This is a genomic window from Streptomyces sp. NBC_00887 (genome assembly GCF_045207585.1).
This window is the reverse complement of sequence record NZ_CP108788.1, coordinates 9,257,099-9,270,453: the sequence shown is the minus strand read 5'-3', so window position 1 is coordinate 9,270,453 and position 13,355 is coordinate 9,257,099. Positions and strand designations below refer to the sequence as shown.

At 71.0% G+C, this 13,355-nt stretch carries 11 protein-coding genes; 5 read left to right on the top strand and 6 right to left on the bottom strand.

All coding sequences use genetic code 11. From position 1 onward, the window contains the following. Window positions 1-16: 16 nt before the first annotated feature. Genes OG844_RS42190 through OG844_RS42180 form a run of 3 tightly spaced genes read right to left on the bottom strand, consistent with a single transcriptional unit; the run spans window position 17 to window position 3,212 of the window. The gene (locus OG844_RS42190) at window positions 17-916 is read right to left on the bottom strand and encodes a carbohydrate ABC transporter permease (protein WP_406388004.1); all 900 of its coding nucleotides are present in this window, start codon (window positions 914-916) and stop codon (window positions 17-19) included. Next, window positions 913-1,875 (bottom strand): carbohydrate ABC transporter permease, encoded by a 963-nt coding sequence (locus OG844_RS42185; protein WP_406388005.1) that lies wholly within the window; start codon window positions 1,873-1,875, stop codon window positions 913-915. The genes OG844_RS42190 and OG844_RS42185 overlap by 4 nt, the downstream gene beginning before the upstream one ends. Continuing rightward, a complete protein-coding gene (locus OG844_RS42180) occupies window positions 1,872-3,212 on the bottom strand; it encodes an extracellular solute-binding protein (protein ID WP_406388006.1) in 1,341 nt (446 codons plus the stop codon). The genes OG844_RS42185 and OG844_RS42180 overlap by 4 nt, the downstream gene beginning before the upstream one ends. A gap of 343 nt (window positions 3,213-3,555) precedes the next feature. On the opposite strand from OG844_RS42180, the gene OG844_RS42175 reads away from it, so the two are divergent. Both OG844_RS42175 and OG844_RS42170 read left to right on the top strand, forming a co-directional pair. Beyond that, window positions 3,556-4,014 (top strand): hypothetical protein, encoded by a 459-nt coding sequence (locus OG844_RS42175; RefSeq protein ID WP_406388007.1) that lies wholly within the window; start codon window positions 3,556-3,558, stop codon window positions 4,012-4,014. 249 nt (window positions 4,015-4,263) lie between these two features. Beyond that, window positions 4,264-7,635: an ATP-binding protein gene (locus tag OG844_RS42170; protein WP_406388008.1), complete on the top strand. Its 3,372-nt coding sequence runs from the start codon at window positions 4,264-4,266 to the stop codon at window positions 7,633-7,635. Between the two features lie 12 nt (window positions 7,636-7,647). Here the strand turns inward: OG844_RS42170 and OG844_RS42165 are convergent, their stop codons facing one another. After that, entirely contained in the window at window positions 7,648-7,968 is a 321-nt protein-coding gene (locus OG844_RS42165; protein WP_406388009.1) for a DUF6191 domain-containing protein, read from the bottom strand. A gap of 308 nt (window positions 7,969-8,276) precedes the next feature. Here OG844_RS42165 and OG844_RS42160 point away from each other — a divergent pair, with 308 nt between their 5' ends. Both OG844_RS42160 and OG844_RS42155 read left to right on the top strand, forming a co-directional pair. Further along, window positions 8,277-9,200, top strand: coding sequence for a diiron oxygenase (locus OG844_RS42160; protein ID WP_406388010.1), 924 nt, complete (start codon window positions 8,277-8,279; stop codon window positions 9,198-9,200). Window positions 9,201-9,227: 27 nt separating this feature from the next. After that, window positions 9,228-10,871, top strand: a complete 1,644-nt coding sequence (locus OG844_RS42155) for an FAD-dependent oxidoreductase (RefSeq protein ID WP_406388011.1) — start codon at window positions 9,228-9,230, stop codon at window positions 10,869-10,871. 201 nt (window positions 10,872-11,072) lie between these two features. Here the strand turns inward: OG844_RS42155 and OG844_RS42150 are convergent, their stop codons facing one another. Together OG844_RS42150 and OG844_RS42145 are read right to left on the bottom strand one after the other, a co-directional pair. Continuing rightward, a complete protein-coding gene (locus tag OG844_RS42150; protein ID WP_406388012.1) occupies window positions 11,073-11,720 on the bottom strand; it encodes an NADPH-dependent F420 reductase in 648 nt (215 codons plus the stop codon). Between the two features lie 178 nt (window positions 11,721-11,898). After that, window positions 11,899-12,642, bottom strand: coding sequence for an SDR family NAD(P)-dependent oxidoreductase (locus OG844_RS42145; RefSeq protein WP_406388013.1), 744 nt, complete (start codon window positions 12,640-12,642; stop codon window positions 11,899-11,901). Between the two features lie 96 nt (window positions 12,643-12,738). Here OG844_RS42145 and OG844_RS42140 point away from each other — a divergent pair, with 96 nt between their 5' ends. Then, on the top strand, window positions 12,739-13,347 hold the full coding sequence (locus OG844_RS42140; protein WP_406388014.1) for a TetR/AcrR family transcriptional regulator: 609 nt from the start codon (window positions 12,739-12,741) through the stop codon (window positions 13,345-13,347). Window positions 13,348-13,355 lie beyond the last annotated feature (8 nt).

Here is a 13,355-nt window from a genome sequence, read left to right as displayed (position 1 = left end):
CGCCCCGAGCGGCCGCCTACTGGCCGGCCAGACCGGTGTGCGCGATACCGCGCACGATCTGCCGCTGGAAGAGCGCGAAGACGACCAGGAGCGGCAGTCCGGCGATCACGAGCGCCGCCATGATCTGTGCGTACCGCACCCCGAACGACGACTGGACGTTGACGAGGCCGACGGGCAGGGTCATGCCATTCGGGTCGGTGGTGACGAGGAACGGCCAGAGGAAGTTGTTCCAGGTGGAGATGAAGGTGAAGATCGCCACGGCGGCCAGCACCGGCCGGGACAGCGGGATCACGATCGTCCAGAACACCCGCCAGCGTCCGGCGCCGTCGACGAAGGCCGCCTCCTCCAGCTCTCTCGGTACGCCTTCGAAGAACTTCACCAGGATGAACACCATGGCGGGCACCGCGACCTGGGGCAGGATCACGCCCCAGTAGGTGTCGACGAGGCCGAGCTGCACCATCTCCTGGAACAGCGGCGCGATGAGTACCTGCGGCGGCACCATGATGCCGGCGAGCACCAGCCCGTAGAGCAGTCTGCGTCCGCGGAATTCGGTACGGGTGAAGCCGTACGCGGCCATCGCGCAGGTCAGGACGGTCAGCACGGTCGTCATGAGCGAGATGTACGCCGAGTTCATGAGCCAGCGCACCAGTTCGCCGGATTCCCAGACCTTGGAGTACGCGTCGAACGTGACGCGCGAACCGATCCACTCCAGCGGCGTCCCGGTCGTCTCCGCCTCCGGCTTCAGGGAGGTGGCGACGGCCCACGCGAGCGGGACGAGCCAGGCCACCGCGAGGACCAGGGCCACGACGAGCAGGACGAGCCTGCCGGGTGTCCAGCGCCGGCGCCGGCCCTCGGATCCGCCCGGCTGCTCGCTCCGGAGTACGCGGCGGGTTCTGACGGTGACGGAACCGCTCACTTTGCGGCCTCCTCAGCTCGGCGCCGGGACAGCAACGGCTGCACCAGGGAGACGGTCAGGATCAGGGCGAAGAAGATGTAGGAGACGGCCGAGGCGTAGCCGATGCGGTATCCGGTGAAGCCCTGTTGGTAGACGTACTGCAGGATCGGCCGGGTGGAGTCGTCGGGGCCGCCGCCGGTCATGAGGTAGATCTGATCGAAGATCTTCAGCGAGGCGAGCACCTGGAGGACCACGAGAAGCCCCGTGGTGCGGCGGAGCATCGGCATGGTGATGTGCCACAGCTGGTGCCTGCCGCCCGCTCCGTCCAGCTCGGCGGCCTCGTACAGATGGGCCGGTATGGCCTGCAGAGCGGCGAGGTACAGCAGGAAGTTGAAGCCGACGGTCCACCACAGGGTGGTGGCCACGACGGAGAGCATCGCGTAACGCTCGTCGCTCAGCCATCCGATACCCGGCTCCAGGCCGACGGAGGCGAGCATCTGGTCGGCGAGGCCGAAGCCGGAGGGAAAGATCATCTGTGCGAAGAGCAGGCAGACGACTCCGGACGGCAGGAGGAACGGGGCGAACCAGCTCAGCCGCCACAGCCACTGCACCACGCGCAGCTGATGGGCGAGCAGCGCGAGACCCAGCCCCACCAGGACGAGCGGGACGGTGGACAGGACGGTGAACCAGACGGTGTTCCAGAGCGAGGACCACACCTCGGGGTCGCCCAGGGCCTCCGCGTAGTTGTCGAGACCGACGAACTGCCCTCCGGAGCCGGTGATGTTGTCGCTGGTCAGGCTCATGCCCACACCTGATATCAGCGGCCAGACCAGGAACATGCCGTACACGAGCAGGAACGGGGCGATGAACACCAGACCGTGCTCGGTCCACTTCCTGTGCACGGAACGGGCCGTGGGGCGGCGGACGGCGTCCGCAGGCTTCGTCACGGGTGGCGGTGCCGCCGCGGTGGTGGAGGTCATGACGCGGCTCCCGGAAGGGGGTTGCGGGTGTCGAGGAGGGTTCTCAGGCGGGCCTTGCACTCGGTCAGCGCACCGCGCGGCGTACGGGATCCGGTGAGCACACCGGACAGCACGGCACCGAGTTCGATCCACATGCGGGAGGCGGAGCCGGCGAACCAGGCGGGCTCGTCCAGCGCCACGTCGTCGATCACGTCCCGGTACTCGGACTGGGGTTTCAGCTTCAGGTACGCCGGATCGTCGAGCACCGGCAGATAGGCGGGCACATGGCCGCCCTCGGCCCACGCGACGGAGTTCTTCAGCATCCAGGCGACGAGGGCGTGCGCCGCCTCGTTGGTCGCGCCCCCGCGGTCGTTCTGGTGCGGCAGGACGAACGAGTGGCAGTCGGCCTGTGCGGCGGCACTGCCGAAGAGCGCGGGCACGCGGGTCATGGAGAAGGGGATCCCGGCCGTCCGGAAGGTGGTGATCTCCCATTCGCCGTTGAGGTGGAAGGCGGTCTTCCCGCCGTTGAAGATGCCCACGGAGGCGCCGTAGTCGCACCGGCGCACCATCAGCCCCTCCTCGGCGAGGGTTGCCATGTACTCCAGCACGCCCAGGGCCTTGGCGTCGTCCAGCGCGAGGCGCTTGCCGTCCTCCGACAGGACCTTGCCACCGGTCTGCGCGTAGAACGTGGAGAAGAGGCGCCAGGGGGTGATGCAGTCGGGGCCGAGCGTCTCCGTCACCAGGCCCGGCTGTCCGGTCACCTTCTTCGCGGCGCGCAGCGCGTCGGCGAACTCCTCGGCGCCGCCGATCGGCTTGAGCCGGCCGCCCGACATGAGCCCGGCCTTCTCGCACACCTCGGTCTGGTAGTAGAGGACGAAGGGGTGGGTGTCGAACGGCACGGCGTACTGCTGGCCGCCCGCCCGTCCGCGGCTCCAGATCTCCGGCGGGAAGTCCTTTTCCCCCACTCCGTGTTCGGCCAGCAGATCGAGGTCGAAGGGGTCCACGAGCCTGCCGGGGGCGAAGCCCGCGAGCCGCGCGAGGTGCAGTACGGCCAGTTCTGGTGCCCTGCCTCCCGCGCCGGCCATGCCGAGCTTGGTGTAGTACGGCGCACCCCACTGCAAGGTCGCGGCCTCCAGGGCCAGGTCCGGGTGTTCGGTGCGGAAGTCCTCCAGCATTCCCGCCATGTTGACGCCGTCGCCGCCGCCGAAGAGATGCCAGAACCGCAGCCGGGTCTGCCCCGGTCCGGCTGCGGTGGCGGGCGCGGCGCAGCCGGACAGGGAGCCCAGGGCTCCGGCGGCCGCGAGGGCGCCGATTCCGCCTGCGAGGGCGCGGCGCCGGCTGGGGTGGTGTGGGTGCATGGCGGCTCGTCTCTGAGGGGTACGGGTCGTTCGCCACGGGCCGCGTGTTCGATATGTCGAATCCCGCCCGTCACTTCGGACGGGACCGTAGGCGCGGGGCAACCCGGCGTCAATGACTCTCGCTGAAATTGCGAACAACGTTCGATACCCCGGACAGCCCGTCCTGTCGCCGGACCCGAGACCCCGCCCATCGGTCTCCCGCGGCGCCCGTCGGCCTTTCGCGGCGACTCCGGCACGAAGCCGCGACGAGACGAACCAGCCGCCCCTCCGCTGCGTCCATCGGTACATGACGAGCGCGTCGTCACACCGGCCGGAAGCCATAACCGGGACATAGGGGCGGCAGTTGACGGGGACGGCCGACACCGACGGCAGCGCGGCGGAGCAGCACGGGGCCGAGGCGGCCCCGCCCGGCGCGCGACTCCGTCCGGCCATGGCATCCGTGATCACTGCGGTCAGGAAAGCGGCCGTCGTGGCACCGCCGGCCGTGATCGTGTCGTACGGCGAGGCTCCCTTCGTCCGTGCCGCCACCGGAGGGACAGGCCGGCTGTTCGGTGCGGAGTTCTGGCTCGCCGCCCTGGTTCTTGCCGGGCTGCGCGTCCAGGGGTGGACACGGGACGACAGCCGAGGGGTCACGTCGTTCGTCCAGGGCGCCCTCGTCGTCGGGGGCGTCGCCGGCCCGCTCCTCCTCTTCCACGGTGTGCTCGCCGCTTCGGCCATGGCGGCCTCCATGGCGGCACCGGGGGCGCTGGCGGCTGTCCTGGCCCGGCCGTTCGGCTTCGGGCCGGGCGACGGGGACACCTGAACACGCGCGGCACCGCTGCGGCGACGACTCCCTCCCCGCTTCCCCGTACAGCCCCTTTCCGCGGACTCCCCGTCGCACGGGCACGGGAAGGCCACCCGGACCGGCCTTGGAGCAGCACGCCCCGTGCATCTGACGCGAGCCCCCCGGAGCTGGAACCGGCGAGCGCCGGCGCCGCGCCCGGGCGTCGGTCCTCGCCGGTTCCGTGCCCAGCCGGAGGGTGCGGAGCCGGCGGTTAGAGTGGCTGCTCTCATGGCAGCAGCACATCCGTACGAGACGGCACCGAGCACCCCGGACAGGCCCCCGGTGCTTCGCGTGTACCTTTTCGGAGGATTTCGGGTAGAGCGCGACGGCGGTGCCCCCCTCGCCGACAAATGGCCGCGTCCCAGTGCCCGCTCTCTGGTCAAGCTCCTCGCCGTCTCCCCCGGACACAGCCTCCATCGCGAGCAGGCCATGGAGATCTGCTGGCCGGACGCCGACGCCCAGGCGGCGCTCGGTAGCCTGCGGGTCGCCCTGCACGCCGCACGCCGCGCCATCGAGCCGGAGCTGGCACCCCGCGCCTCCTCGTCCTATCTGACCGGCGAGGGCACCCTGCTGCGGCTCGATCCGCACACCGTGGTCATCGACGCCGATGCCGCGGAGACCCTTGCCGAGCGTGCGCTGGCCGAAGGGTCGACCGTCGCCCTGGCCACCGCGCTCGCGTCGTTCACCGGGGAGCTGCTGCCCGAGGACCGGTACGCCACGTGGGCCGAGGTCCGGCGCGAAGAACTCTCCGCGCTCCGCGACCGGGTACGGCTCGCCCTCGCCGAGGCCCACCTCGCGGAGGGCGAGACCGAGCTGGCCACCGAGGTGGCCCTGCGCGCCCTTGCCGCCGCGCCCGCTGAGGAACGCGCCCACCGGGTCCTGATCGACGCCTGTCTGCGCCAGGGACTGCGCCGGCAGGCCGTGCGCCAGTACCACCTGTGCCGGGAAGCACTCGATGCGGAACTCGGCATCCGCCCCGGGCCCGCCACCGAGCAGCTGCACCTGCTCGCACTGGACACCGCCACGACGGTGCTGCCCACAGCCTCCGCGCCCGTCCTCCCGGCCGCGATCCGCACCCCGCCCGGGACGCCGCTCCGCGGCCGGTCCGAGGAGCTGGGTGCACTGCTGGCCGCCGGGGGGCCGCCGGTGCGGCTGGTCCGCGGTGAGGCCGGGGTGGGCAAGACGCGGCTGACCGCAGAGGCGGCCAGGCGGGCGGCCGAGGCCGGGACGACCGTGCTGTGGGGCGCGGGCCACGACGCCGAGGGGCACACCCCGTACGGCGTTTTCGTCGAGGCCCTGGATGCCTGGCTCGCCGACCGGACGTCCGCCGAGCGGGCCAGGATCGGCGGCGAGTACCCCGAACTCGCCTCGCTGATCCCCTCGTTGGGGCAGATCGGTGCCGGTTCGGAGCGTAGTCCGGAAGAGGAACGCGACCGGTTCTTCCGAGCTGCCGCGGGGCTCCTGGGCGATCTCGCGGCGACCACACCCGTCCTCCTGGTCCTGGATGATCTGCACGCCGCCGACACGGGCTCCTACCAGCTGCTGAGTCATCTGGCCCGGCGTGCGGTGACCACGCGGACCGACTGGCGATTCGCTGTGACCTACCGCGCGGAGGAGATCGGGAGCACGGATCCCCGACGCACCTCGCTGGACTCCTTGGTGCGCCAAGGGCTGGCCCATTCCCTGGAGCTGGGAAGGCTGGGGCGGGCGGAGTGCCTGGCGGTCGCGGAGGACGCGGGCGCCCGGAGCGGGCTCGACCGGGTCTGGGAACTGTCACTCGGCAATCCCCTCTTCGCCCTGGAACTGGCCCGCACCGCGGACGGGTCGACGGAGCCGGCCTCGCTCAGCGCCCCGGAGGGCGTACGGCAGTTGGTGGCCGCACGGCTGTCCAGGCTCGGACCTGCGGCACGGCGGGTCGTCGAGGCGATATCGGTGGCGGGCGGGGGCGCCGCACTGTCCGAGGTGGTGGATGTCGCCGGGCACGGACTGCATCCGCGGCTCTCGCCCGCCGAGGCGACGGATGCCGTGGAAGCGGCTGTCCAGGCTTCGGTCCTGGAGGAACGGAACGTCGTGGTCGGCGGGCAACCTATGCCCGGACTCGTCTTCCGGCACCCACTGGTGCGGCTGACCTGCTACGACGGCTTGTCCGCAGCCCGCCGCAGGCAACTGCACTCGGCGTACGCGGAGGCGGTCCTGCGCCGCCGGCCCGACGCGGTCGACACGCTGGCCTCGCATCTGATGCGCGCCGACGACCCGCGCGCCACGCAGTATCTGCGGCAGGCGGCGGAGCGCGCCGCCGCGCTGTGCGCGAACGACACGGCGGACCGGTACTACATCGAGCTGACCGCCCGACTCGACGCGTTGGCCGCCGACGCCGCTCAGGCCAGGATCGACAGGGGGGCCGTGCTGCGCCGGATGGCCCGGTACCGGGATGCGGCGGCGGTGCTCCGGGAGGCACTGGAGGACATGGTGCGGCGCGGCGACGTGCACGGCCAGGTCCTGGCCGCCGCACGGCTCACCGAGGTGCTCGTGAAGTACCGCTCCACGGACGAGGGCGAGGAACTGCTCCACAGGTTCCCGCCCACCCCCGGCACCCCGGCCCTCACCGCGGCCACCCACCATCTGGCGGCAGCGGTCCTGAGGTTCGTCACGGGCCGGTACGAGGAGGCGCATCAGTACGCCTGTACCGCCCAGCAGGCCGCCGACGCGGTGCCGGGCAACGGCAGGCGCGGGCTGCTGGCCCGGGCGCTGGCCATGCAGGCGACCTCCCTCGGCCTCGCGGGCCGGCTGGCGGAGGCGCGCCCGGCCGCCGACCTGGCGCTGCCGCACGCCGAGGCGTACGGCGATCAGGAACTCATGGTCACGATCCTCTCCGTTCAGCGGGAGCACGCCCGCCGCTCCGGGCGGCTCGCCGAGGCCGTCTCCACGGGACAGCGCGCGCTGCTGCTCGCCGAGCGCACGGGGGATCCGACCGCGGTCGCTTTCGAGCGCGCCAATCTCGCTGAACTTCATCTCCTTCTCAGGGAGTTCACCGAGGCCGCCGATCATGCGCAAGGCGCGGTCCAGGAGACGGGCGAGCGGTCCGAGTGGTGTACCCCGTACGCCCTGGCGGCCCTGGCCAGGGTCCTCTCCAGGACGGGTGAACGTGGTGCGGCCGAGCTGTTGGCTCGCGCCGGTGAGGCGGCCCGGGCGCAAGGAGACCAGCAGGCCGTGCACGAGGTGCGGACGGCCGAGGCCGAAATGCTGGTGCGTGAGGGCCGCCCCGCCGAGGCGCTCGCACTGCTGGTCCACGGCGGCGGACCGGGAACAGCCCCTCTCCTGGCATGGGCGGAGCTCGCGTCGGGCCGACCGGAGCACGCCGCCCGCCACGCGGCCGAGGAAGTTGTGCGCGCGGAGCAGGCCGGCGAACGTCTTTCGGAGACTGACGCACGCACGGTGCACGCCGCCGCCCTCTCGGCGCTTGGCCTGGAACGGGAAGCCGAGGAGGAGTTCGACAGGGCGGCGAGGATGTCCGCGGAACTCCCTTATCCCGAAGGCGCGTTCAGGGTCGAGCTGGCCCGCGGACGGAGCTCCGGCCCTTCGGGGGAACAGACCCCCTGACACAGGCCGCTCCTATCGGCCCGTCTCCGGCATCCGGATCACCGCGGTGCCGCCGTCGAGGTCCACCGTTGTCCGGTTCGGCGGCGCCCCGTCCTCCTCGTCGTCCCGCATCAGCAGTGCCGACTGCCGCTCCTTGAGTTCGCTCTGCTTCCCCGGCGAGAAGCTCGCGTGCAGCTGTTCGAACCCGGTTGCCGATATCTGGCCCTGCCGGGCTCCGTTGCGCCATGGCAGAACCCCTGCCCGCCCGGCGCGCAGCAGCAGCTGATCGACGAAGGCCAGCACGGTCAGCACGAGGACCAGCCCGGGCAGAGTCATGAAGACGGCGAATCCCATGACCTGATTATCCGCCTCGACGGCCGTCGGCCTGCACTCTCCGCTCGATCTCCTCGCTTCGCGCCGTAGGAGTGCGCCCCTCACCCGGCAGGGACGGCGCTGTACCTCCATGGAGAGCTCGTGCCTATTTCCTACTCAGGGGTAGGCCTGCCCACCCCTCTTGTTATACCTTCCGTCCAACAGCTTGCTAGACGTGACGTCTAATAAGCGCGTAGGGCGCTCGCAGCCACCGGCCCCGTCGAACGGGCAAGGGACGGGACACGGTCGGGGCGGCGTCGAGTCGATCTCTCGATTCTAGGAGCGGCAGCATGGCAGGCAGCACCGTTCGGCCGGATGACAGGAACCACCGGGACCGGCTCGCCGAGCAGGAAGTCGCCCGGCGGCTGCTCGACTCGGCCGCGAAGCTCTCGTACGACCCGGCCATCGAGGTGGACTGGGAGACCCCCCTCAACACGGACGACCACGGCGCGAGCCCGGAGTGGAGCACGCTCTACGGCACCGCGTACTGGCAGGAGTTGTCCGATGCGCAGCGCAAGGCACTGACGCGTCAGGAAGCGGCGTCCGTCGCCAGCACCGGCATCTGGTTCGAAATGATCCTGCAGCAGATGGTGCTGCGCGACATGTACGCCAAGGACCCCACCGACCCACGGTTCCAGTGGGCGCTCACCGAGGTCGCCGACGAGTGCCGGCACTCCATCATGTTCGCCCGGGGTGCCGCGAAGCTGGGCGCGCCGGCCTACCGCCCCCACCGCATGGTGATCGAGCTCGGCCGGGCCTTCAAGACGCTCGCCTTCGGCGAGGCCGCGTACGCCGCGATCCTCGTCGCCGAAGAGGTGCTCGACGTGATGCAGCGCGACTGGATGCGGGACGAGCGGGTGGCCCCGTTCGTCCGGACGATCAACAACATCCATGTGGTGGAGGAGTCACGGCACATGAAGTTCGCCCGGGACGAGACCCGCAAGCGGCTGCGCGGCGCGGGCCCGCTGCGGCGGCAGCTCAACTCGCTCGTGGTCGCCATCGCCTCCTACTACATCGTCACCAGCATGGTGAACCGGAAGGTCTACGCGAACGCGGGCCTGGACACCGAGCGGGCCCTGGCCGAGGCCAGGACCAACGAGCACCACAAGTCCCTCATGCGTTCCAGCTGTTCGGGACTGATGGAGTTCCTGGCCTCGGCCCGCCTCCTCACGAAACCCGCCCTGTTCTTCTACAAGCGCGCCGACCTGATCTGACCCGAGCCGACGACCTGAGCTGACGAGATGACCTACGCCATCACCCAGACCTGCTGCAGCGACGCCACGTGCGTCGCCGTGTGCCCCGTCAACTGCATCCACCCGACTCCCGAGGAAAGGGAGTTCGGCAGCACGGAGATGCTCCACGTCGACCCGGCGACCTGCATCGACTGCGGCGCCTGCGCCGACGCCTGCCCGGTCGACGCGATCTTCCCGGTGGACAGTCTCTTCGGGGCACAGAAGGAGTACGCGGCCGTCAACGCGGCCTACTTCGCGGACAGGCCGGCCGCCCCGGCCCCGGCGGGACCGAACTTCCACGCCTGGGGCGAGCCCTCGTTCACACGCGGCGTTCCTTCCGATTTCACTCCGATCCGGGTGGCGGTCGTCGGCACCGGCCCGGCAGGCATGTACGCCGCCGAGGACCTCCTGCTGCACACCAACGCCGAGGTGACGCTGATCGACCGGCTGCCGGTGGCGGGCGGCCTCGTCCGGTACGGCGTCGCGCCCGACCACCCCGCGACAAAGGGGGTCGGCGAGACCTTCGCGCGCTTCCACTCCCATCCCCGCGTGCGCATGCAACTGGGCCTCCAGGTCGGCAAGGACATCACCGCCGGTGAACTCGCGGCACACCATGACGCGGTGATCTACGCGGTCGGCGCCTCCACGGGCCGTCGGCTCGGCATCCCGGGCGAGGACCTGCCGGGCAGCATCGCGGCGACCTCGTTCGTGTCCTGGTACAACGCCCACCCGGAGGCCGAGCCGGAGGCCGTGCGCCTGTCCACCGAGCGTGTGGTCGTCGCCGGCAACGGAAACGTGGCTCTCGATGTCGCGCGCATCCTCGCGGCGGATCCCGCCGCGCTGGCGCGTACCGACATCGCCGACCACGCGCTCGCCGTCCTGCGCGACTCGAAGGTGCGCGAGGTCGTCGTACTCGGACGGCGCGGCCCCGAGGACGTGGCCTGTACGGCCTCCGAGTTGCTCGCTCTGAAGCACCTGCCGGGCGTGGAGCTGGTCGTCGACGACCACGATCCGAGGACCGGTGCGCGGATCGACGCTGCGGCGCCCGGCGAGAAGGCCGCTCTGCTGCGCGACGTAGCCCGTGAGAGGACCGACTGGTCACGCCCCCCTGCAGCAGGCAGGCGCATCGTCTTCCGCTTCCACTCCGCCCCCGTGGAAGTGCTCGGCAAGGACGGCGTCGCGGCCGTGCGCGTGACGGCCGCGACGGGCGAGCAGGACATACCCGCCGGCCTGCTCCTGCGGGCGGTCGGCTACCGCGGCGTTCCGCTGCCGGGCCTGCCCTTCGACGACGCGACCGGCACGGTGCCGCACGAGGACGGCCGGGTGGCGGGCATGCCGGGGTCGTACGTGGTCGGCTGGATCAAGCGCGGCCCCTCAGGGGGCATCGGAGCCAACCGCACCTGCGCGGCCGAGACCGTCGGCGCTCTTCTGGCCGACGCCGTCGCGGGCCGGCTCCCGTCGCCCGCACAGCCGCCCAAGGCCTTCCGCCGCCTCGCCAAGCAGCGCTCCCGCCATGTCGTCGACGCCCGGGGACTGGCCGCCATCGACCGTGCCGAGCTGGCACGCGGTCGCGCCCTCGGCCGCCCGCGGGTCAAGTTCGCCACCGTGCCGGCGCTGATCGCGGCGGCGAAGGGCGGACGTGGGCGGAGCTGACGCTGCGAGGAGGACACCGGGAAGTGGCGGGCCGGTTCGCCGGCGAGTGCCGTGAGCTGTGCCCTCCCGGGGTCCGGCGAAGGACGCGATCCGGAGCGGGGCGCCCCCGCCCCGGACGGTCATCAGCCCGGTGCCGAGCCGGCCGGGAACGATCCGGCGGACCGCGTCGGTGGCGGCAACCGCCTTCGGGCGGGGCTCGGCTCAGACGGTTCGTCGTGCCTCGGCGAGGTTGGCGATGAGTTCGTCGCGGGCCTGGTGCTCGTGTGCGAGCCATGCGGGTTGGCCGGGGCCGCTGCGCCATGACTCGCTGAGGGGGCTGTTGTCGACGGTGTCGAACCCGAACCGGTCGTACAGGCGCGTCACGAGCTCCACGGCTTCGGGGTGGTCGCTGGAGGCCGACAGCGCAAGCCGGCCGGGGGTGCCTGCCGTCCTGCCCGCTGTGGTGATGCGGGGGGCTTGGATGTGGGTGAAGGCCTTGACGACCTTGGATTCCGGCAGGTGCTCCTGGCGGAGCTCGTGCACGGTCTTCTCTCCCGAGTCGATGGCCGGGATATGGCCGTCGCGCCAGGTCATGTAGTTGTTCGTGTCCAGCACGATCTTGCCCGCCAGTTGGTGCACGGGCATGTCGTTGATCACCTTGAGGGGGACCGCCACGACAGCGAACTCTCCGGCGGCGGCGGCGCCGGCGGCAGTTGCGGCGGCCGCTGACGGACCGAGCTCGTCGATGAGGTCCTTCAAGGTCTCGGGGCCTCGTGAATTGGCGATGACGACGTCGTAGCCGTTCACGATCGCCGCACGTGCGATCTGGCTGCCGACTTCGCCCGCGCCGATGATGCCGATGACTGTCATGATCTCTCGTCCCTGTGTGTGGTGGGGAGGCTGGGCCGTGGGGGGCGGCGGCGTGGCGTTGCTCGCGGTCCGTGGACTGCCGGGCGGGGCTCCGCCTTCCGGGTGCACGCCGGAGGCCGTTGGCCAGGACGCCGGGACGCACTGACCGACGGCCGTGCCGGACTCTTCCGGCCGCCGATCAGATCTGGTTCATTCCGCCGTCGACGTACAAGTTCGAACCGGTGATGAAGCTGCTCTGCTCGGAAGCGAGGAAGGCCACGGCCGCGGCGATCTCCTCCGGGCGCCCGAGCCGGCCCAGCGGAACGTGCGCCGCCAGGTGCTGCCGCAGGCCGGCCTGCTCGGGACCGGGAACGAGTCCCGACAGGCCAGGAGTGTCGGTCGGGCCGGGCGAAACGGCGTTGACCCGGACGCCTCGGCCCTTGAGTTCGTTGGCCCAGGTCCGGGCGAAGGACCGGATGGCGGCCTTGGAGGCCGCGTACACGCCGAACGCCTCCGCACCGACGTCCGCGTTGGTGGAACCGTTCAGGATCACCGAGGCGCCGTCGTTGAGCAGAGGCAGCGCCTTCTGGACGGTGAACAGCGTGCCCCGGACGTTGATCCCGAAATGGGTGTCGAAGTGCTTCTCGGTGATCTGCTCCAGCGGCACGAACGCGGCGACGGAGGCGTTCGCGAACAGGACGTCCAGACCTTGTCCACGGTCCCGGACCGCCTCGTAGAGCCGGTCCAGATCGGCCAGGTCCGCGATGTCGCCGACCACGGCGGTCGCCGAGCCGATCGTTTCGACGGCCGCGTCGAGTTCCGTCCTGCGCCGGCCGGTGATGAACACATGCGCTCCCTCGGCCGCCAGCCTCACGGCGCTTGCCAAGCCGATGCCGGTGCTGCCCCCGGTGACGAGAGCGGTCTTTCCCTCCAGCAGTCCCACAGCGATAGCCTCCCCTACATTCCGCATCGATCGATGCAGAACTCGAACGTACACCACTTCCGCATCGATCGATGCGGAAGTGGTACTGTGCGGAGCGTGGACATCAAACAGAACCGCTCCGCCGGCCGGCCACGGGGGTTCGACGCCGATGAGGCTCTTGAGCACGCCATGCTGGTCTTCTGGGAGCACGGCTACGAAGGCGCCAGCCTGGCCACCCTCACGGACGCGATGGGCATCTCCACCACCAGCATGTACGCGGCTTTCGGCAACAAGGAGAACTTGTTCCGCAAGGCGTTGGAGCGCTACTCCGAAGGCCCCAGCGCGTACTTGGACCGCGCCCTGGAAGAACCGACGGCCCTGGCGACGGCCACCGCGATTCTGACCGGCACCATCCGGACCACCACAGGCCCGGCCCGGCCCCACGGATGCATGGGCGTCCAGAGCGCCCTGGCCACCAGTGACTCCGGGCAGGCAGTCCGGGACCTCCTCGCCGCCTGGCGGAACAACGGATGCTCCCGCCTGCGGCAGCGGTTCCAACAAGCCGTCGACGACGGCGACCTGCCGCCGCAGGCAGATCCAGCACTCCTGGCCCGCTACGTCACCACCCTGGCCTTCGGCATCGCTGTGCAAGCCGCGAGCGGAGTCGACCGCGCGGAACTCCAGACGATGGCAGACGCCGCGCTGCGCAACTGGCCACTCTCCTGAAAGCCGTC

Bases quoted from the DNA above. Each gene is read 5' to 3' on its own strand.
- OG844_RS42160 (WP_406388010.1), top strand. From the start codon at position 8,277: ATGGCAGGCAGCACCGTTCGGCCGGATGACAGGAACCACCGGGACCGG.
- OG844_RS42185 (WP_406388005.1), bottom strand. From the start codon at position 1,875: ATGACCTCCACCACCGCGGCGGCACCGCCACCCGTGACGAAGCCTGCG.
- OG844_RS42170 (WP_406388008.1), top strand. From the start codon at position 4,264: ATGGCAGCAGCACATCCGTACGAGACGGCACCGAGCACCCCGGACAGG.
- OG844_RS42165 (WP_406388009.1), bottom strand. From the start codon at position 7,968: ATGGGATTCGCCGTCTTCATGACTCTGCCCGGGCTGGTCCTCGTGCTG.
- OG844_RS42180 (WP_406388006.1), bottom strand. From the start codon at position 3,212: ATGCACCCACACCACCCCAGCCGGCGCCGCGCCCTCGCAGGCGGAATC.
- OG844_RS42150 (WP_406388012.1), bottom strand. From the start codon at position 11,720: ATGACAGTCATCGGCATCATCGGCGCGGGCGAAGTCGGCAGCCAGATC.
- OG844_RS42155 (WP_406388011.1), top strand. From the start codon at position 9,228: ATGACCTACGCCATCACCCAGACCTGCTGCAGCGACGCCACGTGCGTC.